The organism is Streptomyces aurantiacus (genome assembly GCF_027107535.1).
In the GTDB taxonomy this organism is placed as follows: domain Bacteria; phylum Actinomycetota; class Actinomycetes; order Streptomycetales; family Streptomycetaceae; genus Streptomyces.
Genome location: NZ_CP114283.1, coordinates 9,443,366 through 9,463,863, shown reverse-complemented (window position 1 = coordinate 9,463,863; position 20,498 = coordinate 9,443,366). Strand labels below are relative to the sequence as shown.

The 20,498-nt window shown below is 70.4% G+C and carries 19 protein-coding genes and 1 tRNA gene; 7 read left to right on the top strand and 13 right to left on the bottom strand.

Going from position 1 to position 20,498, the window contains the following annotated elements:
• Nucleotides 1-49: 49 nt before the first annotated feature.
• Genes O1Q96_RS43810 through O1Q96_RS43795 form a run of 4 tightly spaced genes read right to left on the bottom strand, consistent with a single transcriptional unit; the run spans nucleotide 50 to nucleotide 4,536 of the window.
• Nucleotides 50-994 carry a MerR family transcriptional regulator gene (locus tag O1Q96_RS43810; protein ID WP_269253377.1) on the bottom strand — a complete coding sequence of 315 codons (945 nt, stop codon included), beginning with the start codon at nucleotides 992-994 and terminating at the stop codon, nucleotides 50-52.
• Between the two features lie 43 nt (nucleotides 995-1,037).
• Nucleotides 1,038-1,940 (bottom strand): metal-dependent hydrolase, encoded by a 903-nt coding sequence (locus O1Q96_RS43805; protein ID WP_269253376.1) that lies wholly within the window; start codon nucleotides 1,938-1,940, stop codon nucleotides 1,038-1,040.
• Nucleotides 1,937-3,691: an SDR family oxidoreductase gene (locus O1Q96_RS43800; RefSeq protein ID WP_269253375.1), complete on the bottom strand. Its 1,755-nt coding sequence runs from the start codon at nucleotides 3,689-3,691 to the stop codon at nucleotides 1,937-1,939. The genes O1Q96_RS43805 and O1Q96_RS43800 overlap by 4 nt, the downstream gene beginning before the upstream one ends.
• Nucleotides 3,688-4,536 carry a M24 family metallopeptidase gene (locus tag O1Q96_RS43795; protein WP_269253374.1) on the bottom strand — a complete coding sequence of 283 codons (849 nt, stop codon included), beginning with the start codon at nucleotides 4,534-4,536 and terminating at the stop codon, nucleotides 3,688-3,690. The genes O1Q96_RS43800 and O1Q96_RS43795 overlap by 4 nt, the downstream gene beginning before the upstream one ends.
• 285 nt (nucleotides 4,537-4,821) lie before the next feature.
• Between O1Q96_RS43795 and O1Q96_RS43790 the strand changes: the two genes are divergently transcribed.
• The 6 genes from O1Q96_RS43790 to O1Q96_RS43765 all read left to right on the top strand — a co-directional run bounded on the left by O1Q96_RS43790 (nucleotide 4,822) and on the right by O1Q96_RS43765 (nucleotide 9,303).
• Entirely contained in the window at nucleotides 4,822-5,835 is a 1,014-nt protein-coding gene (locus O1Q96_RS43790; RefSeq protein WP_269253963.1) for an ABC transporter ATP-binding protein, read from the top strand.
• Nucleotides 5,825-6,754 carry an ABC transporter permease subunit gene (locus tag O1Q96_RS43785; protein ID WP_269253373.1) on the top strand — a complete coding sequence of 310 codons (930 nt, stop codon included), beginning with the start codon at nucleotides 5,825-5,827 and terminating at the stop codon, nucleotides 6,752-6,754. The genes O1Q96_RS43790 and O1Q96_RS43785 overlap by 11 nt, the downstream gene beginning before the upstream one ends.
• A gap of 49 nt (nucleotides 6,755-6,803) precedes the next feature.
• Nucleotides 6,804-7,715 (top strand): ABC transporter ATP-binding protein, encoded by a 912-nt coding sequence (locus O1Q96_RS43780; RefSeq protein ID WP_269253372.1) that lies wholly within the window; start codon nucleotides 6,804-6,806, stop codon nucleotides 7,713-7,715.
• Nucleotides 7,716-7,728: 13 nt separating this feature from the next.
• Nucleotides 7,729-8,448 (top strand): ABC transporter permease, encoded by a 720-nt coding sequence (locus O1Q96_RS43775; RefSeq protein ID WP_269253371.1) that lies wholly within the window; start codon nucleotides 7,729-7,731, stop codon nucleotides 8,446-8,448.
• Nucleotides 8,449-8,594: 146 nt separating this feature from the next.
• A complete protein-coding gene (locus tag O1Q96_RS43770; RefSeq protein ID WP_269253370.1) occupies nucleotides 8,595-8,852 on the top strand; it encodes an SGM_3592 family protein in 258 nt (85 codons plus the stop codon).
• A 365-nt stretch (nucleotides 8,853-9,217) separates the two neighbouring features.
• A tRNA-Ser gene (locus tag O1Q96_RS43765) sits at nucleotides 9,218-9,303 on the top strand.
• Nucleotides 9,304-9,571: 268 nt separating this feature from the next.
• Here the strand turns inward: O1Q96_RS43765 and O1Q96_RS43760 are convergent.
• The 9 genes from O1Q96_RS43760 to O1Q96_RS43720 form a co-directional block, all read right to left on the bottom strand.
• On the bottom strand, nucleotides 9,572-10,399 hold the full coding sequence (locus O1Q96_RS43760) for an HAD family hydrolase (protein ID WP_269253962.1): 828 nt from the start codon (nucleotides 10,397-10,399) through the stop codon (nucleotides 9,572-9,574).
• A 41-nt stretch (nucleotides 10,400-10,440) separates the two neighbouring features.
• Nucleotides 10,441-11,718 carry a serine--tRNA ligase gene (serS, locus tag O1Q96_RS43755; RefSeq protein WP_269253369.1) on the bottom strand — a complete coding sequence of 426 codons (1,278 nt, stop codon included), beginning with the start codon at nucleotides 11,716-11,718 and terminating at the stop codon, nucleotides 10,441-10,443.
• A 528-nt stretch (nucleotides 11,719-12,246) separates the two neighbouring features.
• On the bottom strand, nucleotides 12,247-13,179 hold the full coding sequence (gene pheA / locus O1Q96_RS43750) for a prephenate dehydratase (protein ID WP_269253368.1): 933 nt from the start codon (nucleotides 13,177-13,179) through the stop codon (nucleotides 12,247-12,249).
• 69 nt (nucleotides 13,180-13,248) lie between these two features.
• Nucleotides 13,249-14,622: an iron uptake transporter deferrochelatase/peroxidase subunit gene (gene efeB / locus O1Q96_RS43745; protein WP_269253367.1), complete on the bottom strand. Its 1,374-nt coding sequence runs from the start codon at nucleotides 14,620-14,622 to the stop codon at nucleotides 13,249-13,251.
• Between the two features lie 8 nt (nucleotides 14,623-14,630).
• Nucleotides 14,631-16,601: a copper resistance CopC/CopD family protein gene (locus O1Q96_RS43740; protein ID WP_269253366.1), complete on the bottom strand. Its 1,971-nt coding sequence runs from the start codon at nucleotides 16,599-16,601 to the stop codon at nucleotides 14,631-14,633.
• A 14-nt stretch (nucleotides 16,602-16,615) separates the two neighbouring features.
• A complete protein-coding gene (locus O1Q96_RS43735; protein ID WP_269253365.1) occupies nucleotides 16,616-17,137 on the bottom strand; it encodes a copper chaperone PCu(A)C in 522 nt (173 codons plus the stop codon).
• Nucleotides 17,134-17,808, bottom strand: coding sequence for an SCO family protein (locus tag O1Q96_RS43730; RefSeq protein WP_269253364.1), 675 nt, complete (start codon nucleotides 17,806-17,808; stop codon nucleotides 17,134-17,136). Before O1Q96_RS43730 ends, O1Q96_RS43735 begins: the two co-directional genes overlap by 4 nt.
• 116 nt (nucleotides 17,809-17,924) lie before the next feature.
• The gene (locus tag O1Q96_RS43725; RefSeq protein ID WP_269253363.1) at nucleotides 17,925-18,665 is read right to left on the bottom strand and encodes a YcnI family copper-binding membrane protein; all 741 of its coding nucleotides are present in this window, start codon (nucleotides 18,663-18,665) and stop codon (nucleotides 17,925-17,927) included.
• A gap of 128 nt (nucleotides 18,666-18,793) precedes the next feature.
• Nucleotides 18,794-19,615: a hypothetical protein gene (locus O1Q96_RS43720; RefSeq protein WP_269253362.1), complete on the bottom strand. Its 822-nt coding sequence runs from the start codon at nucleotides 19,613-19,615 to the stop codon at nucleotides 18,794-18,796.
• A 225-nt stretch (nucleotides 19,616-19,840) separates the two neighbouring features.
• Between O1Q96_RS43720 and O1Q96_RS43715 the strand changes: the two genes are divergently transcribed.
• Nucleotides 19,841-20,296, top strand: coding sequence for an ATP-binding protein (locus O1Q96_RS43715; RefSeq protein WP_269253361.1), 456 nt, complete (start codon nucleotides 19,841-19,843; stop codon nucleotides 20,294-20,296).
• Nucleotides 20,297-20,498: the final 202 nt, after the last annotated feature.

Sequence of the window (20,498 nt, the reverse complement as noted above, 5' to 3'; positions counted from 1 at the left end):
CGTTATCCACAGGGCCAGTTGGAGATTCTGTGGACAACTGGCCGACAGTTCAGGCCGGTTCGTCAATATTGGCCGCCTGCACATGGTTTGCGGCCAGTGCGTCCAACGTCCGGGCCCTGACCTCGCGTTCGGCCGCCAGAGCGATGAACTCGGACGCCTGCTCCGCGCCGACAAGCCCTTCCACGGCGGCCATTGTCGTGGCCGGCACCGACACGGTACGTGTCTCCTCCGCACCCGCGGGGGGTTGTTCCGCACCGAGATGCCGGCGCAGCTGCCGATGGGCGAACAACCGCATGGCCCGCGCCAGTTCGGCGTCCACCGTCTGCCGTGCGAGCGGCCGCAGTCGCCGTACGAGCTCGGCCGCCTCGGCGGCGTCGGTGTCGGTCGGGGGATGTTCGCCGAGATACCGGGCGAAGACGTGCTCGGTGGTGAACTCCAGGAAGCGCGAGGCGATGTGCTCGACCTGGCCCCTCAACTCCCGCAAATGGCCCGAGATCGCCGACAGAGGGACGCCCGCCTCGTACAACTCCGCTGCCACCGCCAGCTCTTGAGGGCTGGGGACGAGAAACATGTCCTCCTGTCCCGGTATCCGTTCGAGCACGCCGAGCTCCACCGCGTCGGCCACCGCCGCGTCGTCCGGGTCGCCACCGAACCGCTCGTCGAGCTCGGCCCGCGAGATACGGACCGCCTCCTCGTCCGTCCACGGCCCGTCGATCTCCGCGACCAGACCGAGCACGCCTCCGAGGCCGCGCCCGGCGTCCCAGGCCTCCAGGAGTTCCTTGATGGAGGCCAGGGTGTAACCGCGGTCCAGCAGGTCCGCGATCTGCCGAAGCCGGGCAAGGTGCGCAGTGGAATAGACGTTGGCGCGACCGCGCCGCTCCGGGCGGGGGAGCAGCCCGCGGTCCTGGTAGGCGCGGATCGTCCGGACCGTGGCGCCACTGTGGTGCGCCAGGTCCTCGATCCGGTACGCCACGCCGGCCGACTCGTCGATCACGGTTCCTGCCCTCCCGGGTCCCCGTCGTCCCGAAGTCCCGTCGCTACGCGATCGCCGCCCTGCCGATCGCCCCCACAGCCGCCCGAGCCGCGGGCGACCGCGCCAGATACTCGGCCGCGCGGCGCATCGAGCCCTCCTGCGAGGGATGGTACGAGCGCCGCAGATAGCGCGGTACGGCTGAGCCGAGCTCCTTCCACGTGGGCAGCAGCCCCTTGCGCACCGCCCGGTTGTGCGCACCGAGCGAATAACGCAGCCGCCCCGCGAGCTGGGGGTCGTTGCGTATCAGATAGGCCGCGCCCCACGCCCACATGTACAGCATCACAGGTGCTGTGACCGCCATGCCCGCCACCCGGCGCGCGTACCGCGGCAGGCCCTCACCGCCGCAGTGCTGGTACATGTCGAAGGCGACCGCACGATGCTCCACCTCCTCGGCGCCGTGCCAGCGCAGCAGGTCGAGCATGACCTCGTCGGACCCGGCGTCGTCCAGCCCCTGGGCGGCCAGCACCCAGTCGCCCAGCACCGCGGTGAACTGCTCTATCGCCGCGATCACCGAGAGCCGGAAGCGCAGCCACTCCCGGTCCGGTATCAGGGCGCCCAGCGGCGGAGCCTCGCCCAGGATCCTCCGGAAGAGGAACTCGACGTGCTTCGTGTACGCGTCCGTGTCCAGCCGCTGCGCCGCCAGGTGGTCCAGCACGTACGAGTGCTGCACGCTGTGCGTCGCCTCCTGGCCCATGAACCCCTTGACGTCCTTGAGGAGTTCGGGGTCGGTGACCAGCGGCAGGCCTTCCTTGAAGACCTTGACGAACCACCGCTTCCCCGCCGGCAGCAGCAGATGCAGCACGTTGATGACGTGGGTCGCGGTCGGCTCGTCCGGTATCCAGTGGAGCGGGGTCTCCTCCCAGTCGAAGGACACCCGTCGGGGTGCGATGGCGTGCTGTTCGGTCACAGCGGTGGCTCCATCCGTGCGATCGCGCGCACTGCCCCGGGAGTGAAACGGGACATGAGACGGCCGCCGCGCGCCTCCGCCGTCACGGGCACCACGGCCTGGTTGCGGACGACGGCCCGCAGGACTGCCTCGGCGACCTTCTCCGGCGGGTAGTTACGCAGCCCGTACAGCCGCGCGGACCTCTTCTGGCGTCGTTTCTCCTCTTCGGCGTCTACTCCCGTGAAGCGGGCGGTGGAGGTGATGTTGGTGTTGACGAATCCGGGGCAGATCGCCGACACCCCGATGCCCTGGCCCGCCAGTTCGGCGCGCAGGCACTCGCTGAGCATCAGTACCGCCGCCTTGGAGGTGCTGTAGGCGGGAAGCGCCTTCGACGGCAGATACGCGGCCGCCGACGCGGTGTTGACGATGTGGCCGCCCTGCCCGCGCTCGGCCATCTGCTTCCCGAAGAGCCGGCAGCCGTGGATCACACCCCACAGATTGACGTCGAGGACCTTCCGCCAGTCCTCCACGGAGGTGTCCAGGAAGGAGCCGGACAGCCCGATCCCGGCGTTGTTCACCAGTACGTCGACCACCCCGTACTCCGCGGCGACCTTCGAGGCGAGTTTCTCCATGGCCTGCTCGTCCGAGACGTCGACGGTCTCGGCCCAGGCCTCGGGGGCGCCGATGAGGAGGGACAGTTCCGCGGTGCGCGCCGCGCTCTCCGCGTCCCGGTCGACGGCCACCACGCGCGCGCCGGCCTCGGCGAACGCGAAGGCGGTGGCCCGGCCGATGCCGCTGCCCGCGCCGGTGACCAGCACGAGCTGCCCGCCGAAGCGGTCGGCGTGCGGGCCGCTCACCGTCGGTGCGGGCCGGCCGCTCTCGGTGGTGGTCACGAAGTCGGTGATCCAGGCGGCCAGCTGGTCGGGCCGGGTGCGGGGGATCCAGTGCTTCGCCGGGAGGGTGCGGCGCACCAGTCGCGGTGCCCACAGCTCCAGTTCGTCATAGAGCTTCTCCGACAGGAACGCGTCTCCGAGCGGCGTGATGAGCTGCACGGGCGCGTGCGCGTACGCGTCGGTGCGCGGCCTGCGCAGGCGCGGCCGGACGTTGTCCCGGTACAGCCAGGCGCCGTGGGCCGCGTCCGCGGGCAGCGACGGGGTCGGGTAGCCGTCCGCGGGAACCTTCTCCAGCCGCCGCAGGAGCTTGGGCCACTGCTTGCCGAGCGGGCCGCGCCAGGCGAGTTCGGGCAGAACAGGGGTGTGCAGCAGGTACACGTACCAGGATTTGGCGCCCTGCCCGAGCAGTTGACCGACCCTGCGGGGTGTCGGGCGGGACACGCGCTTTTTGATCCAGTGTCCGAAGTGGTCGAGGGACGGCCCGGACATCGACGTGAAGGAGGCGATCCGCCCCTCCGTGCGCTTGACCGTGGTGAACTCCCAGCCCTGCACGGAGCCCCAGTCGTGGCCCACCAGATGCACCGGCCGGCCCGGGCTGACCGCGTCCACGACCGCCAGGAAGTCGTCCGTCAGCTTCTCCAGGGTGAACCCGCCCCGCAGCGGCCTGGGCGCGGTGGACCTGCCGTGGCCGCGCACGTCGTAGAGCACCACGTGGAAGCGCTCCGCCAGGCGCGCCACGACCTCGGACCACACCTCCTTGGAGTCCGGATAGCCGTGCACGAGCACCACCGTGGGCCGCTTCGGATCGCCCCACTCCGCGACACACAGCTCGATGCCGCCCGTCCGTACCCAGCGCTCGCGCGCACCGTGAAGGGTCACTTGTCCTCCGCCCAGCGCCGCACGTGCGGCAGATCGTCGTCCAGCCAGAACGCGCTCTGCTCGGGGTCCCTGGAGTCGGTGACCACCAGGATCTCCTCGAACTTCGCGCCCGTGCCCCGGAATCCCAGATGCGGCTCGACCGCCCACAGGCCCGCGTGCGGCGGGTGGTCCGAGAAGCGGTACGGCGACCACAGGGGGGACCAGCCGTCGCGGTGGCCGTGGACCGCGTCGGCCGCCAGGCCCTTGAGCGACTGGGTCCCGAAACCGAACAGGTGCGGCGACCAGCGCCGCTGCCGCACGCGGTCGACCTTGTGGGCGATCACACCGAAGGGGTAGGCCCGATGGCGGTTCGCGTACCCCTGGCGGGCCATGAGCCGGTCCACGTCCTCGTAGATCTCGCGCAGCGGGCGCCGCTCGCGCACCTCGCGCAGGATCAGCTCGCGGTGCGCCTCCAGATCGGCGAGCAGCCTGTCCTGCACCGCGTTCGGTCCCAGTGAGCCGGAGTATCCGATGTCCGCGGTGAAGCCTCTGTGGACCGGCGCCAGGTCGAGGATGAACGGCATGCCCCGCTCCAGCCGCCTGCTCGTGGGGAAGAACTGCAACGGGATCCGGAAGCCCGCGAACGCCGTGCGGTCCCCGAACCAGGCGAAGGGCAGATGGAACCAGTCCCGGACCCCGCGCTCACGCAGCCACTCGCGCTGCATACGTGCCGCCTTGCGCTCGGTCACCCCCGGCTCCAGCCGAGCGGCGACCGCCTCCGCGCATGCGTACGCGAGCCGCTGCACGTCACGGAACCCGCGCAGCTCCGCGGTGAGTTCGCCCGGTGGGGCCACTGCTGAGGTCATGCCACCGTCCGTTCCAAGCCGACTGCCGTACGCGCCCGTAACTTGACACTGATGAATGTGACAATTGTTGGAGGCTGCGTCAAGAGGCGGGCACGCGGCCTGTGGAAAACCGCGTCGATGGGGACAACCCGGTAAGACGGACCGCCGCTCGATGCCGGGCGGCGGCCGCCGGTTGTCCGACCTCAGGGCAACCCCTACGGGCCCGTACGACTGGAGAGTGACGGCGATACAGCTCCCAGGTCTGATGTGTGATGTGGCCTGCGCCACTACCTTCGAATCGTGACTGTGATCGCGACCGAAAGCCTGAGCAAGCGGTTCCCGAGGGTGACCGCTCTTGACCGGCTCTCCGTGGACGTCGGACCCGGTGTGACCGGACTCGTCGGAGCCAACGGAGCCGGCAAGTCCACACTGATCAAGATCCTGCTGGGTCTGTCCCCCGCCACCGAGGGCCGCGCCGCGGTGCTCGGACTCGATGTCGCCACCAAGGGCGGCGACATCCGTGAGCGCGTCGGATACATGCCCGAGCACGACTGTCTGCCGCCGGACGTCTCGGCCACCGAGTTCGTCGTCCACATGGCGCGCATGTCCGGCCTGCCCCCGGCGGCGGCCCGCGAGCGCACCGCGGACACGCTGCGCCACGTCGGCCTCTACGAGGAGCGGTACCGCCCCATCGGCGGCTACTCGACGGGCATGAAACAGCGCGTGAAACTCGCCCAGGCGCTGGTCCACGACCCCCAGCTGGTCTTCCTCGACGAGCCGACGAACGGCCTCGACCCGGTCGGCCGCGACGAGATGCTCGGCCTGATCCGCCGCATCCACACCGACTTCGGCATCTCCGTCCTGGTCACCTCGCACCTGCTCGGCGAGCTGGAGCGCACCTGCGACCACGTCGTCGTCATCGACGGCGGCAAGCTCCTGCGGTCCAGCTCCACCACGGACTTCACGCAGAGCACGGCGATCCTCGCGGTCGAGGTCACCGACACGGACGAGCACCCGGACGGCACCGGCGCACTGCGCGACGTGCTGCAGGCGCGCGGGATCGACACCCACGACGGCAGCGGACTCCCGGGCGCGGGCCACATCCTCCTGCTCACCGCGCAGGGCGAGGAGACGTACGACCTCGTCCGGGACGTCGTCGCCGACCTCGGCCTCGGGCTGGTGCGCATGGAGCAGCGCAGGCACCACATCGCGGAGGTCTTCAAGGACAGCGACGAACAGGCGGCCAGGGACGCCCAGGTGCAGCCGGACCCGAAGAACGGCGACGAACAGCGGAAGGAGGCGGTCGGCCATGGCGGTTGAGCAGCCCCAGGCACAGGCCTCGGCCCAGGCCCCGGCTCGCGCGGGCGAGCAGACCAGGATCCACAACATCGGCTACCGCAACTACGACGGCCAACGCCTCGGCCGCGCGTACGCCCGCCGCTCGCTCTACTCGCAGTCCCTGCGCGGCGCCTACGGCCTCGGCCGCTCGGCGAAGTCCAAGGTTCTGCCGATGCTGCTCTTCGTGGTGATGTGCGTCCCCGCGCTGATCATGGTCGCGGTGGCGGTCGCCACCAAGGCGAAGGACCTGCCCGTCGACTACACGCGCTACGCGGTCATCATGCAGGCCGTCATCGGCCTGTACGTCGCCTCGCAGGGACCGCAGTCCGTCTCCCGCGACCTGCGCTTCAAGACCGTCCCGCTGTACTTCTCGCGCCCCATCGAGACCGAGGACTACGTACGCGCCAAGTACGCGGCGCTGGCCTCGGCGCTGTTCATGCTCACCTCCGCGCCGCTGCTCGTGCTGTATGTGGGCGCGCTGCTGGCCAAACTCGACTTCGCGGATCAGACCAAGGGATTCGCACAAGGGCTCGTCTCCGTGGCACTGCTTTCCCTGCTCTTCGCCGGCATCGGCCTGGTCATCTCGGCGGTCACCCCGCGCCGCGGCTTCGGCATCGCCGCCGTCATCGCGGTGCTGACCATCTCCTACGGAGCGGTGTCCACCGTCCAGGCCATCGCCTACGACCAGTCCAGCACCGACGCGATCGCCTGGCTCGGGCTCTTCTCGCCCATCACGCTGATCGACGGGGTCCAGACCGCCTTCCTGGGTGCCACGTCCGCCTTCCCCGGTGGCGAGGGCCCCTCCGGCGGCGAGGGCGTCGTCTACCTGCTCGTCGTGCTGGGGCTCGTCGCAGGCTGCTACGGCCTCCTGATGCGCCGCTACCGAAAGGTCGGACTGTGACCGCCCGCCCGTCGTCCGCCACCACCCTTCCAAGGAACGGGCCGCGCCCATGAGCACACTCACCATCGACCACGTCTCACGCTGGTTCGGCAACGTGGTGGCCGTCAACGACATCACGATGACCATCGGCCCGGGCGTCACCGGCCTGCTCGGCCCGAACGGCGCCGGAAAGTCCACCCTCATCAACATGATGGGCGGCTTCCTCGCCCCCTCTACGGGCACCGTCACCCTCGACGGCCGGCCGACCTGGCGCAACGAGGAGATCTACAAGCAGATCGGCATCGTGCCCGAGCGGGAGGCGATGTACGACTTCCTCACGGGACGCGAGTTCGTCGTCGCCAACGCCGAGCTGCACGGCCTCGGCGACAAGGCCGCCCACCGGGCGCTCGCCACGGTCGAGATGGAGTACGCGCAGGACCGCAAGATCTCGACGTACTCCAAGGGCATGCGCCAGCGCGTGAAGATGGCGTCCGCGCTCGTCCACAACCCGTCCCTGCTGCTGCTCGACGAGCCGTTCAACGGCATGGACCCCCGCCAGCGCATGCAGCTGATGGACCTGCTGCGGCGCATGGGCGACGAGGGCCGCACGGTTCTCTTCTCGTCGCACATCCTCGAAGAGGTCGAGCAACTCGCCTCGCACATCGAGGTGATCGTCGCCGGACGGCACGCGGCGAGCGGCGACTTCCGCCGGATCCGCCGCCTGATGACCGACCGGCCGCACCGCTATCTCGTGCGGTCCAGCGACGACCGCGCGCTCGCGGCCGCGCTCATCGCCGACCCGTCGACGTCCGGCATCGAAGTGGACCTCCAGGAGGGCGTGCTGCGCATCCAGGCCGTCGACTTCCCACGCTTCACAGCACTGCTGCCGCGGGTGGCCCGCGAGCACGGCATCCGGCTGCTCACGGTCTCGCCGTCCGACGAGTCCCTCGAGTCCGTCTTCTCGTATCTCGTCGCGGCGTAGGAGGCCGAAAAAGATGTACGACCCCACAGTCGCCCGGCTCACCTACCGCGGCCTGCTCGGCCGCCGCAGGGCCCTCATCCTGGGCGCCCTGCCCGTCCTGCTGATCGTCATCTCCGTCGCCGTACGCACCTTCACGGGCGCCGACGACCAGGTGGCCGTGGACGTCCTCGGCGGGTTCGCGCTCGCCACGATGGTGCCCATCATCGGCGTCATCGCCGGCACCGGCGCGATCGGCCCCGAGATCGACGACGGCTCGGTCGTCTACCTGCTCGCCAAGCCGGTCAAGCGCCCCACGATCATCTTCACCAAGCTGATCGTCGCCGTCGCCGTCACCATGGCGTTCTCGGCGGTCCCGACGTTCATCGCCGGGATGATCCTCAACGGCAACGGCCAGCAGATCGCCGTCGCCTACACCGTGGCCGCGCTGGTCGCCTCCATCGCGTACGCCGCGCTCTTCCTGCTGCTCGGCACCATCACGCGGCACGCGGTGGTCTTCGGACTCGTCTACGCCCTCGTGTGGGAGGCACTCTTCGGGACGCTGGTCTCCGGTGCGAAGACGCTCAGCGTCCAGCAGTGGTCGCTCGCGGTGGCCCACAAGGTGTCCGGCGGGGAGCTCGTCACCTCGGACGTGAGCCTGACCACCGGCACGGTGCTGCTGGTCGTGGTGACCGTCGCCGCCACGTGGTTCGCGGGTCAGAAGCTGCGGACGCTGACGCTGGCAGGCGAGGAGTAACCGCCACGGGGAGCCAGGACGGCTCCGCGCGCGCGTGGACCACGACAACGGTCACGCGCGCGTGGAGCCTCTTCTGATCTTGAGATCGGCTTTACGCGCGTAACGGCACACTGGCCCGAGGGGATGCCGGACGAGGAGGAACGGGGATGGCAGCGAAGGCACCGAGGAGCGAAGGGCAGGGCTCCGGCGAAGACCGGAGGGAGGCCGAGGAGACCTGGGACGGCCTCGTCCTCGACGAGGACTTCATACGGTCCGCCGACACGGCCGAGCCGTCCGCGCGTGCCCGAATGCTCGCGGCCCGCTGGCGCGACGGCGGCCCCGACCCGCAGCCCTGGCGCTCCGACGAGCCGCCCGCGGGGTGGTTCTTCAGCAAGGCGCGACGACGCAGGTGGCGTCGCCGCTAGACCCGCCGCCGACAGGCCCCGACGCCCACCGCGGCGGTCCTCGCCCACCGGCCACGGCCCCGCGGCGGTGTTCTCCGCCAGGAGGGTCGGCCCCTGTCGCGGCTTGTCGCCCGCCGGGTGGTCGTTTATTCGGTGGCGTCCAACTCGGCTTACGGGCAGAGTGGTTATGTCCAGATCGCCGGGGTCCAGCCGGCGCCGCAGTCCGGGAGAGGAGCACGACGATGCCCGTCAGAAGCAGTTCGTCGAGCTCCCACCAGGGCAGTCCGCGGACTCCGGAGTAGTTACCCCTCCGTCGAGTCCACCCCACACGGGGAGCTGCCCGGGGCGGCCGCTTCGAGCGCGCACTGTGCGCGGGCCGCCCACCCGGAGGATTGGCCGAGCGGTAAGGCACCGGCTTGCTAAGCCGTGGTCGGGTTCTGAGCCCGCGCGCGTTCGATCCGCGCATCCTCCGCACGACGCTGTCGCCCTGACCGGGCGGGGTTTCACGGGGTGCCGCCTCGCGGCGGAAACCTTCCTGCCCGCCCTGTCCACCCGCCCGCCCTCGTACGCGTGCCGACCGACCCGCGGGTCCGGCGGCGGGCCACCGCCCGTCACCGACACTCCCGGGGAGGCCGCTCGCGGCAGGCGGCGCGGCCCCTAGGTCCTGTCGTCACATTGCCGTCGTCCGCCCGAAGGGCGTGCCAGGCGTCGCCGGGCAGACGGGAATGTGACGACAGGACCTAGCCCAGCAGTCTCTCCAGCACCACGGCGATCCCGTCCTCCTCGTTGGACAGGGTCATCTCGTCGGCCACCGCCTTGAGCTCGTCGTGGGCGTTGGCCATCGCCACGCCGTGTGCCGACCACGCGAACATCGGGATGTCGTTCGGCATGTCACCGAAGGCGATCGTCTCGGCCGCCTTCACGCCCAGGCGGCGGGCCGCCAGGGACAGCCCCGTGGCCTTCGACAGACCCAGGGGCAGGATCTCCACGATGCCCTCGCCCGCCATCACGATGCTCACCAGACCGCCGGCCGCCGCCCGTGCCGCGGACGCCAGTTCGTCGTCGGTGAGACGGGGATGCTGGATGTACATCTTCGTCAGGGGCGCGGCCCACAGCTCGGCCACGTCGGTGAACGGGACCGCTTGCAGCAGGCCCTGCACCCGGTAGCCCGGGCCGATCAGGACGTCACCGTCGAGGCCGTCACGGCTCGCTGCGAGGGCCAGCGGGCCGGTCTCCGCCTCGATCTTGGCGAGGGCGAGCCCCGCCAGCTGCCGGTCGAGGGTCACCGACGTGAGCAGCCGGTGCGCGCCGGCGTCGTACAGCTGGGCGCCCTGACCGCACACCGCGAGCCCCTCGTACCCGAGTGAGTCGAGGATGTGCCGGGTCCAGGCCACCGCCCGGCCGGTGACGACGAGGTGCGCGGCGCCCGCCACGGTGGCCGCGGCGAGCGCCTCACGCGTGCGTTCCGAGACCGTGTCGTCGGAGCGCAGCAACGTTCCGTCGAGATCGGTCGCGACGAGCTTGTAGGGAAACGCCGGAGCAGATCCGGTCGCTTCGGCTCCCGTCACTCCCGTCGCTTCGGTCGGTCCGGACGACCCGGTGGTGCCGGTCACTTGGAGATCGGCTCCAGCACCTCACGGCCGCCCAGGTACGGACGCAGCACCTCGGGCACCCGCACGGATCCGTCGGCCAGCTGGTGGTTCTCCAGGATCGCCACGATCGTGCGCGGCACGGCGCACAGCGTGCCGTTCAGTGTCGCGAGCGGCTGCACCTTCTTGCCGTCACGCATGCGCACCGACAGACGGCGGGCCTGGAAGCCGTCGCAGTTGGAGGCCGAGGTCAGCTCGCGGTACTTGCCCTGGGTCGGGATCCACGCCTCGCAGTCGAACTTGCGCGAGGCGGACGCGCCCAGGTCGGCCGAGGCCACGTCGATGACCTGGAACGGCAGTTCAAGGCCGGTCAGCCACTGCTTCTCCCAGTCGAGGAGCCGCTGGTGCTCGTTCTCCGCGTCCTCGGGAGCGACGTACGAGAACATCTCGACCTTGTCGAACTGGTGCACGCGGAAGATGCCTCGCGTGTCCTTGCCGTACGTGCCGGCCTCGCGGCGGAAGCAGGGCGAGAAGCCCGCGTAACGCAGCGGGAGCTTCTCGGCGTCGAGGATCTCGTCCATGTGGTACGCCGCGAGCGGGACCTCGGAGGTGCCGACCAGGTAGTAGTCGTCCTTCTCCAGGTGGTACACGTTCTCCGCGGCCTGGCCGAGGAAGCCGGTGCCCTCCATGGCGCGCGGGCGGACCAGCGCCGGGGTCAGCATCGGGATGAAGCCGGCCTCGGTGGCCTGCGCGATCGCCGCGTTGACGAGGGCGAGCTCCAGGAGCGCGCCGACGCCGGTCAGGTAGTAGAAGCGCGAGCCGGACACCTTGGCGCCACGCTCGACGTCGATGGCGCCCAGTGCCTCGCCGAGCTCCAGGTGGTCCTTGGGCTCGAAGCCCTCGGCGCCGAAGTCGCGGATCGTGCCGTGCGTCTCCAGGACGACGAAGTCCTCCTCACCGCCGACCGGGACGTCGGGGTGCACGAGGTTGCCGAGCTGGGTCAGGAGGCGCTTGGTCTCCTCGTCCGCCTCGTGCTGCTCGGCGTCGGCCGCCTTGACGGCCGCGGCGAGCTCGCCCGTCCTCTTCAGCAGCTCGGCCCGCTCGTCGCCGGAGGCCTTGGGGATGAGCTTGCCGAGCGCCTTCTGCTCGGAACGGAGCTCGTCGAAGCGGACGCCGGACGACCTGCGCCGCTCGTCGGCGGAGAGGAGGGCGTCGACGAGCGCGACGTCCTCTCCACGGGCGCGCTGGGAGGCGCGAACACGGTCGGGGTCCTCACGGAGCAGGCGAAGGTCAATCACCCCACAAGGCTACCGGTGCGGGGTTCCGGCACACGACCCGGTATTCCGATCTGCCGCTTCTGCCCCTTTTTTGGGGGAATTGTCGATTCACTCGCATCGTGTCAATAACGCGGGCCGGGTTCCCTGGAACGGGGCAGTCGAGGCGTGATGGGTTGACTCGATTTCCTTGCGGGACAAGGGACTTGAGGAGGGGGTTGTCCACAGGGATCCGCACCCGGGAAAAGTTATCCACAGGCTGTGCGAAAGATCTGTGGACATCGGAAGTGGTCATTCCGAAAGCCGCATTCGGGGCAAAGGATTCCCGGGTCAAACCTTCTCTACACCCACGTTCGAGTGGAAATGGTTCGCTCTAAGGGATTGGTCAAGGAAAACGGGTGGACGAAGGGTGACCTGCGGGGCTGTGGACGGAGATGTGGGCTGTAGGCCGATTTGTCGACTGAGTCATGCTTCGTTGTCGACTTGTCCCCAGGTCGAGAAGCGAGCCTGTGGATAACTCTGTGGACGGAGAAAATCTGCAGGTAGGACCGACTAGAAACGGCCGTCCTGGCAGCGCGCCAGCCAGTCGGCAGCCGCCATGAACTCGCCCTCCGACGTACCGGGCCGAGGTGCGGTCACGTCCTTGGGGTCGACGTCGGCCTGCGGATAGGACCCGAGGAACCGCACCTGCGGACAGATCCGCTTGAGCCCCATCAGCGCCTCGCCCACCCGGCGCTCCGAGATGTGCCCCTCCGCGTCGATGGCGAAGCAGTAGTTGCCGATGCCCTCGCCGGTCGGCCGGGACTGCAGCAGCATCAGGTTGACCCCGCGGACGGCGAATTCCTGGAGCAGTTCGAGCAGGGCGCCCGGGTGGTCGTCGCGCTGCCAGATGACCACGGACGTCTTGTCCGCGCCGGTCGGCGCCGCGGGCCGGGCGGGCCTGCCCACCAGGACGAACCGGGTCTGCGCGTTCTCGGCGTCGTGGATGCCCGTCTCCAGGGCCTCCAGGCCGTACCGCGCCGCTGCGAACTCGCCCGCGAAGGCCGCGTCGTATCGCCCCTCCTGCACCAGACGGGCGCCGTCCGCGTTGGAGGCCGCCGACTCCCAGATGACGTCCGGGAGGTTGTTCCTCATCCAGTTGCGGACCTGCGGCTGGGCGGCCGGGTGCGCGCTGACCGTCTTGATCTCGGAGAGCTTCGTGCCGGGCCGGACCAGCAGCGCGAAGGTGATCGAGAGGAGCACCTCGCGGTAGATCATCAGGGGCTCGCCGACGGCCAGTTCGTCGACGGTGGTGGTGATGCCGCCCTCCACCGAGTTCTCGATCGGGACGAACGCCGCCTCGGCCTCGCCGGCCCGGACCGCGTCGAGCGCGGCGGGGACGGACACCATCGGGATGAGCTGCCGGGTGGCCGACTCGGGAAGAGTCCGCAGGGCTACTTCGGTGAAGGTGCCCTCGGGGCCGAGATACGCGTAGCTGGCTGGCATGGCCTCACCCTAATGGGCCTTGTGCCGCCCGGCTCCCGCTTCCGCTTCTGCCGCCCCGGCGAGCGACTCTCACCCCTCGAGCAACTTCTGCCCCACGTACTCCCCCTTCACGGCCCCGCCCGGCACCGCGAACAGCCCGCTCGACTCGTGCCGGATGAACGTGGACAGCGCGTCCCCGCGGTCGAGCTTGCGCTGCACCGGGACGAAGCCGCGCAGCGGGTCCGCCTGCCAGCAGACGAAGAGCAGACCGGCGTCCGGCACGCCGTCCGTGTCGATGCCGTCGTGGAAGGAGAAGGGCCGGCGGAGCATCGCCGCGCCGCCGTTCTCGTCGGGCCGGGTGATCCGGGCGTGCGCGTTGATGGGGACGACCAGTCTGCCGTCGCTGTCGGTCTTCTCCAGGTCCATCGCGGTCGTCTCCGTACCGCCGGACAGCGCCGCCCCGTCGGACTTACGGCGCCCGATCACGCCTTCCTGGTCCTTGACCGAGAGCTTCTCCCAGTTGTCGAGGAGCATGCGGATACGGCGTACGACGGCGTACGAACCGCCCGCCATCCATGCCGGGTCGCCCGCGTCGGGCACGAAGATCCGCTGGTCGAAGTCGGACTCCGACGGCTTGGGATTGCGCGTGCCGTCGATCTGCCCCATCAGGTTGCGGGCCGTCATCGGGTGGGTGGTGGCGCCCGGAGAGCGGTTGAAGCCGTTCATCTGCCAGCGCACCCTGGCCGCCCGGCCCGCGTCCTGCTGGATCGCGCGAAGGGCGTGGAAGGCGACGAGGGAGTCGTTCGCACCGATCTGCACCCACAGATCGCCGTTGCTGCGGGCCTTGTCCAGATGGTCCGAGGAGAAGTCGGGCAGCGGGTCCAGGGCGATCGGGCGCTGCTTCTCCAGTCCCGCACGGGCGAAGAAGCTGTGGCCGAAGCCGAAGGTGACCGTGAGGGACGACGGCCCGGCGTCCCGTGCCACGTCCGTGTCCCCGCTCGCGGTCGGCTCGCCCGCCATCAGCCGCTCGGCGGTTCTCGACCAGCGTCGCAGCAAGGCGGCCGCCTCCTTGCGGCCCGAGCCCGCCGTCAGGTCGAAGGCGACGAGATGGCCGCGGGCTTGAAGGGCGGTCGTGATGCCCGGCTGATGTTTCCCGTGAAACATCACCTCGTCCGCGCCGATCGAACTGAGGAGCGCGGTCCGGTCGGTGGAGGGCGCGGCGGCGTATCCGGCGGCTCCGCCCGCCGCGCCGAGCGCGAGCCCGGTGGCGCCGGCCGTGCCGAGCAGACGCCGCCGGGAGACGACGCCCTTGGAGGCCGGCTGCGGGGGTTCCGGGGAAACGGCCTCCCCAAGAGGCCCTTTTTCGGAACGGGCCTGCTCAGGAGGGGAAGCAGCCCTCTTGGGAGGCGCCTCGTCGAGGGAGACGTCCGAAGGGGAGGTCTCCGGAGTGGACTGTTCAGCCATGGTGTCGTTCAGCCGATCTGCGCGTTCTTGTCCACGGTCACCTGATCGATGTCGGAGGTCCGCACCGTCACCGCGATCTGCCAGTTGCCCGCCATCGGGATCTGCACCCCGCTCGCCGTCCAGTGTCCGGTGGCGATGCGGTCGGGGACCACGGGCAGTGGCCCGATGTCCTTCGCCTCCAGCGTGAAGGCGACCTTGACCTCGGGAATGTCGAAGGCCTTGCCGTTCGGCCGCTGCACGTAGACGTGCATGTCGTTGCCTCCCACGCGGGCCGGGTCGAGCTCGACGCGGGCGATGCCCTTGCCGTCCTCGCCCCCGGTGTCGAACGGCATGTCCAGCGACAGCGCCCCGCCGGGCTGCTCCGAGGCGGCGGCGGTGGCGGCCTTGGCCTCCTCCTCCGTGCGCCCCGGTTCGGTGGACGTGAGCACGGTGGTGACGGCCAGCAGGACGATCGCGACGCCCGCCTCGGCGAACACCGAGCGGCGCAGGCCCGAGCGGAGCGGGTCGGCGTCCCGCAGGCGCTTCTCGCGCGTGGTGGCCACGGCGGCCCGCTGCCGGGCCAGCTGAGCGGCCCGCTTGCCGTCCCCGCTGTCACCGCCTCCGGAAGCCGTCGTCTTCTCGTCCGGGCGGCTCTCGGGCTCCTCGGACTCCCCGGGTTCCGTGGACTGCTTCGACTCCTCGTTCTCCTGCGCCGAGGGGGCCCCGACGGACGCCGCGGGAGCCCCGACGGATGCCTTCACGGGCTCCTCGGCGGGCACCTGCGACAGCTGGGCGGTCCAGCGCCGGGAGATCCAGGCGATACCGACGAGGACGACCACCAGCGCGACCTTGATCAGCAGCAGCTGCCCGTACCACGTCCCGGTGAGCGCCGACCACGTGCCGACCTGCCGCCACGATTGGTAGATCCCGGTCACGACCAGCACGGCCACACTGCCGAACGCGACGCGCGAGAAGCGGCGTACGACGGACGGTTCGATCGACGGCGCGCGGTAGAGCGCCACCAGGAGCGTCGACAGCCCACCGAGCCAGACCGCGACGGCGAGCAGGTGGAGTATGTCCGCCGGCATCGCGATGCCGGTCTGGATGCCGGCCGAGGCGTGCTCGGCCATCGCCCACGTCGCGGCGAGACCGGCCGCCACGACGAACCCGCCGATGGCGAGCCCGAAGGTCAGATCGCCCTTCTCCTCGTCGTCCTCGCGCTTCTCGTACGCGCCGAAGAGCACGGCGATGAACAGCGCGGCCGCGGCGAGCAGCAGCAGCCGCGACACCAGGGCTGCGCCCGTCTTGGTCTGCAGCACCTGGCTGAGGAGGGTCAGGTCGAAGACGTCCCCGACCTTTCCCGTGCCCGTGTACGCCCCGCGCAGCAGCAGCATGGCGAGCGTGGCCCCGGTCAGGGCGAGCCACCCCGACACCACGAGCCGCTGTACCGCCCGCACGCCCGTGCCCCGCGGCCAGCAGGCCAGCACGAAGGCCGCCCCGCCGACCAGAAGGATGAACCCCGCGTACGAGAGGTAGCGGCCGAAGCCGTAGAGCCCGCCCACGACACCGCCGCCGGCCTCCTGGTCGGACACCGCGACGGAGGTCTTCGAGGGAGCGCCGATGGAGAAGGTGAAGGCACCGGCGACGGGGTGGCTGTCGGCCGACACCACCTGGTAGGTGACGGTGAACGTGCCGTCGGGCAGGCCGGAGTGCAGCTTCACGGCGTAGGTGGTGCCGCCCAGCCCGGACGTCTTGCCGGTGTCCACGCGCTTGCCCTTGGGATCGAGCACGCGCACCGAGCCGTCGGACATCGCGACCTGCTCGGAGAAGGTCAGCGACACCTGGGAGGGCGCCTCGTCGACCACCGCTCCCTGCTGGGGGTCGCTGCCGGTCAGCGCGGCGTGCGCGGAGACGGGCACGGCTCCGGCGAGGAGCGCGCCCATGACGGCGAGGAGCAGCAACAGCAGCGTCCGGACCCGGGGAGCGATGGTCTGACTCAACGGTGGTCCCTCCCTCAGTGGTGCGACGTCGTGGACGGTTGCGAGGACGACTGCGAAGACGACTGCGAGGACGAGCCGGTCGCCGCCGGCCGGTAGACGGCGGACTTCACCGGCATCTCGACCTTGAGAGGCCCGGCCTCCGCGAAGTGCAGCTCCAGGGACACCGTGTCGCCCTCCTTCGGCTTGCGCTTCAGCTTCTCGAACATGAGGTGGTCGCCGCCGCTTTCGAGGACGAGCTTGCCGTGGGCCGGGATGTCGAGGTCGTTCACCTCCTCCATCGTCTGTCCGACCGTCCGGTGGATGGTGACCTCGCCGGCGACGTCGCTGGTGACGGAGGACAGCCTGTCGCCGGCGCCGCCGTCGTTGGCGATGACCAGGAAACCGGCCGCCATGGAGCCCGAGACGGGCTGCGGCATGTAGGCCGAGCCGACCGACAGTTCGCCGCCCGACGGGGCCGGGTCCGAGTCGCCGCAGCCCGCCAGGGCCAGCGAGGCGGCCAGGGCGAAGACAGCCGCGGTCGCCGTACGACGGGTCACGGCTTCTCGCCCTTGATCAGCTCGGGGAGGTCCTTGGCGTAGTCGTCGACGGTGGCGTCCTCGCCGTACAGCACGTAACCGGCGTCGGTCTTCGGGGAGAAGGCGATGACCTGCGTGCCGTGCATCGAGGTGACCTTGCCGTTCTTCTCCTTCTTCGGCGCCTCGATGGAGATGCCGAGCGTCCGGGCCCCCGCCTGGATCGTGTCGAAAGAGCCGGTCAGACCGATGACGTCCGGGTCGATGCCCTTGAGCCACTTGCCGAGCGCGGCGGGGGTGTCCCGCTCCGGGTCGGTGGTGACGAACACGATGCGCAGCGAGTCCTTCTCGGCCTGGGACAGCTTCTTGTCCTGGGCCAGCTGCTTCTCGGCGACAGCGATGTTGTTCATCGTCAGCGGGCAGACGTCCGGGCAGTTGGTGTAGCCGAAGTAGATCAGCGTCGGCTTGCCCTTGGTCGCCTCGCGGAGGTCGTACTTCTTGCCGTGCGTGTCGGTGAGGACGAGGTCCGGCTTCTCGAACGGCTTGTCGAGGACCGTGGCGGCCTTGTCCGAGCCGGCATCCGTGGACACCTCGGCGACAGCGTTGCCACTGTCGCCGTCACCGCTGCCGCAGCCGGAAAGGGTCAGCGCGGCCGCGGCGAACAGAGCGGTGACGGCGTACGTCTTCTTGTGCATAGTGCATTCTCCCGGGGACGCCGCACCCGCATTCCACTGCGTGGGCCCGGCCCCCCGGCCGGAGTACGGCCGGGGGGCCGGTGGGGCGTCCGACGTTGGGTCGGGTCGGACCGGACTTACGCGTTGGTACGCCGACGGCCGGCGAGAACGCCGAACGCCACGCCCGCCACACCGACGACGATTCCCACGACGCCCAGCACACGGGCCGTGGTGTCGCTGCTGTCGCCCGAGGCGGCCTCGGTGGTCGAGGTGCTGGCGGCGGCCTTCGCGTCGTCGCCCTCCTCGGTGTCGTCGGAGGCGGCGGCGCCGTGGTGGTCGTCGGTGGCCGCGGAGAGCGCGAGCACCGGAGCCGGCGTCTCGGGCTCCTCCTGGCCCTTCTCCTGGGTCTCGATCCAGCGCACGACCTCCTTGTTGGAGTACGTCTGGATCGCCTTGAACACCAGTTCGTCGGTGTTCTCGGGCAGCGCGCCGATGGAGAGGGGGAACTTCTGGAAGTAGCCGGGCTGGATGCCCTTGCCGTCCGCGGTCCAGGTGACCTTGGTGACGGCCTCGCTGATCTTCTCGCCGTGCAGTTCGAGCGGCTTGTCGAGCTTCGACTTGGTGACCTTGACGTTCCAGCCGTCGACGGCCTGCGGCATCACCGAGGCGAGCGGGTGGTCGGCCGGGAAGTTGATCTCCAGCTTGGTGGTCGAGGCCTTGTCGCGCTCGTTCGGCACCTTGAAGTTGACCGTCGCGTAACCGCCCTTGGCTGCCGTGCCCTCGGGCTGCACGCTGACGTGCGCGAACGCGGGGCCGGACAGGACGAGGACGGCGGAGGCGGCGACGACACCGGTCGCGGCGATACGAGAAGCCTTCATGCGGGAAACACTCCACTTTCAGCACTGGTGCGGTGAAGAACCGGGGATTGCGCGCGCGAAAGAGCGGGCACGCGCGCGTGCCGCACGACGGCACCCCAGGAGTGATACGTCCGAAGTGGTGCGCGGTGTCAGGCGGCGAGGACGAGAGCCCCGCCGGCCGGTGGGCCGCGCCGGAGGACCGAGTGCTGAAGAGCGGTCGTCCGCGGAACCGGTGGCTCGTACTGCCACGCGCGCGGGGCGTCCGGTACCGCAGGACATGCGCCGGGCAGGCCCGCGCGCAGGGCACGTACGAGTGCCAGGGCTCCGCGCAGGGAGACGAGCGGCCCTTCCGTCACCCCGTGGGCCGAGAGCCGTAGGAGGCGCCGCAGGGCGATGTCCCCGCGGCGCAGCAGCCACCCGGTGGCGACGGCGGCGAGAACGTGCCCGAGGAGCATCGACAGCGACGGCATCAACGACGCCGGTGCTGTGACGGCGGCCGGCACGGCGCCCGCCTGCTCGTGCAGGGCGTGAGCGGTGCCCGCGCTGTTCGTGCCGCCGCCGGTGTCGAGCCGCGCGTCGGCGAGGATCCGCTGTGCCTGCGCGGGGCTGAGCGTCGCGACGGACGCGCCGCAGACCAGTCGTGCGGCCCGGGCCACCAGCGAGGTGTCCACGCCCGTGGTCGTGGCGGTCGCCGTACCGTGCTGCCCGAGCCCGAAGAGCGTGTGCAGCACGGTCTGGCCGGTCGCGAGGAGCACGGTGATGCCCGCCAGTGAGCGCTCCCGCCCGGCGAGCGGCGCCGCGACGGCGAAGACGGCGACGAATCCCGCGACGAGCGACCACAGCGGAACGGTGGCGCAGGAGGCGATGGCATGACCGGCCGCGGCCAGCACGACACAGACCGCGGTGAACACCGAGGCCCTCAGGACCCGGAGATCACCTCCGGTGTGCGCGCGCAGGTGGGGGGCAGTCATGGCGGGCTCATCATCGCACTGGCCCCGTCCGCTCCGTACGGCAGGTCCACAAGATGACGTACGGTCCGGAAGATCATGTTCTGGGCCGAGTCGCCCCTCGCCTACACCGGCAGATGGCGCCGGCACATCCCCCGTATGGGCGGCATCACGTCAACAGCACGCTTACGCCCGGCCCTCGGCGGCAATACGTAACGGTATGTCGAGCCGCGGCCAGGAGGCTGGAGCATGAGCATCTGGTGGTCCCTCCATCTCCGGCGTGAGGCGGCGAGCGTTCCGCTCGCCCGGCGCCTGCTGATCGGCACGATGGAGTCGGCGGGGGTGGATCCTGACATCTCCTACGACCTCTCCGTCGCGCTGAGCGAGGCCTGCGCCAACGCCGTCGAGCACGGGGGCGATGCGGTCCGCGGCGAACCGACGGAGGCGTACCGCGTCACGGCGTACCTGGACGGCGAGAAGTGCCGGATCGAAGTGACCGACTCGGGTCCTGGGTTCCCGCCGGGACGTGGCCGGGCACCCGTCCGGCCCGCCCGCAGCGACGCGGAGCACGGCCGGGGCCTGTGTCTGATCGAGGAGCTCGCCGACCACGTCCACATCGGCAACAGCCCCGGCAGGGGCGGGGCGGTGGTCAGCTTCGACAAGATGCTCAAGTGGCGCGAGGGCGTACCGCTGCTGGCTGTCTGACGGCACTCCGGTCCGCTTCAGCTCCTCGGCACTCTCAGGGTGCTCACAGCCTTCCCCCATGTTCCTGACGGGTGGCCCTCCTAGCGTTCCGTTCATGACGGGAACGCACAAGGAAACGAGCATCACGCGGCGGTGCGACGACGGAGGGACACCCCCGAACAGAGCCCCCGGTGACGGCCCGAGTGCCGCTCCGAGCACGTCG

What these genes read in the sequence shown, in the direction of transcription:
- O1Q96_RS43795 (WP_269253374.1), bottom strand. Translation starts at nt 4,536, where the DNA reads ATGACCTCAGCAGTGGCCCCACCGGGCGAACTCACCGCGGAGCTGCGC.
- O1Q96_RS43785 (WP_269253373.1), top strand. Translation starts at nt 5,825, where the DNA reads ATGGCGGTTGAGCAGCCCCAGGCACAGGCCTCGGCCCAGGCCCCGGCT.
- O1Q96_RS43780 (WP_269253372.1), top strand. Translation starts at nt 6,804, where the DNA reads ATGAGCACACTCACCATCGACCACGTCTCACGCTGGTTCGGCAACGTG.
- O1Q96_RS43775 (WP_269253371.1), top strand. Translation starts at nt 7,729, where the DNA reads ATGTACGACCCCACAGTCGCCCGGCTCACCTACCGCGGCCTGCTCGGC.
- O1Q96_RS43770 (WP_269253370.1), top strand. Translation starts at nt 8,595, where the DNA reads ATGGCAGCGAAGGCACCGAGGAGCGAAGGGCAGGGCTCCGGCGAAGAC.
- pheA (WP_269253368.1), bottom strand. Translation starts at nt 13,179, where the DNA reads ATGCCAGCCAGCTACGCGTATCTCGGCCCCGAGGGCACCTTCACCGAA.
- efeB (WP_269253367.1), bottom strand. Translation starts at nt 14,622, where the DNA reads ATGGCTGAACAGTCCACTCCGGAGACCTCCCCTTCGGACGTCTCCCTC.
- O1Q96_RS43730 (WP_269253364.1), bottom strand. Translation starts at nt 17,808, where the DNA reads ATGCACAAGAAGACGTACGCCGTCACCGCTCTGTTCGCCGCGGCCGCG.
- O1Q96_RS43725 (WP_269253363.1), bottom strand. Translation starts at nt 18,665, where the DNA reads ATGAAGGCTTCTCGTATCGCCGCGACCGGTGTCGTCGCCGCCTCCGCC.
- O1Q96_RS43720 (WP_269253362.1), bottom strand. Translation starts at nt 19,615, where the DNA reads ATGACTGCCCCCCACCTGCGCGCGCACACCGGAGGTGATCTCCGGGTC.
- O1Q96_RS43715 (WP_269253361.1), top strand. Translation starts at nt 19,841, where the DNA reads ATGAGCATCTGGTGGTCCCTCCATCTCCGGCGTGAGGCGGCGAGCGTT.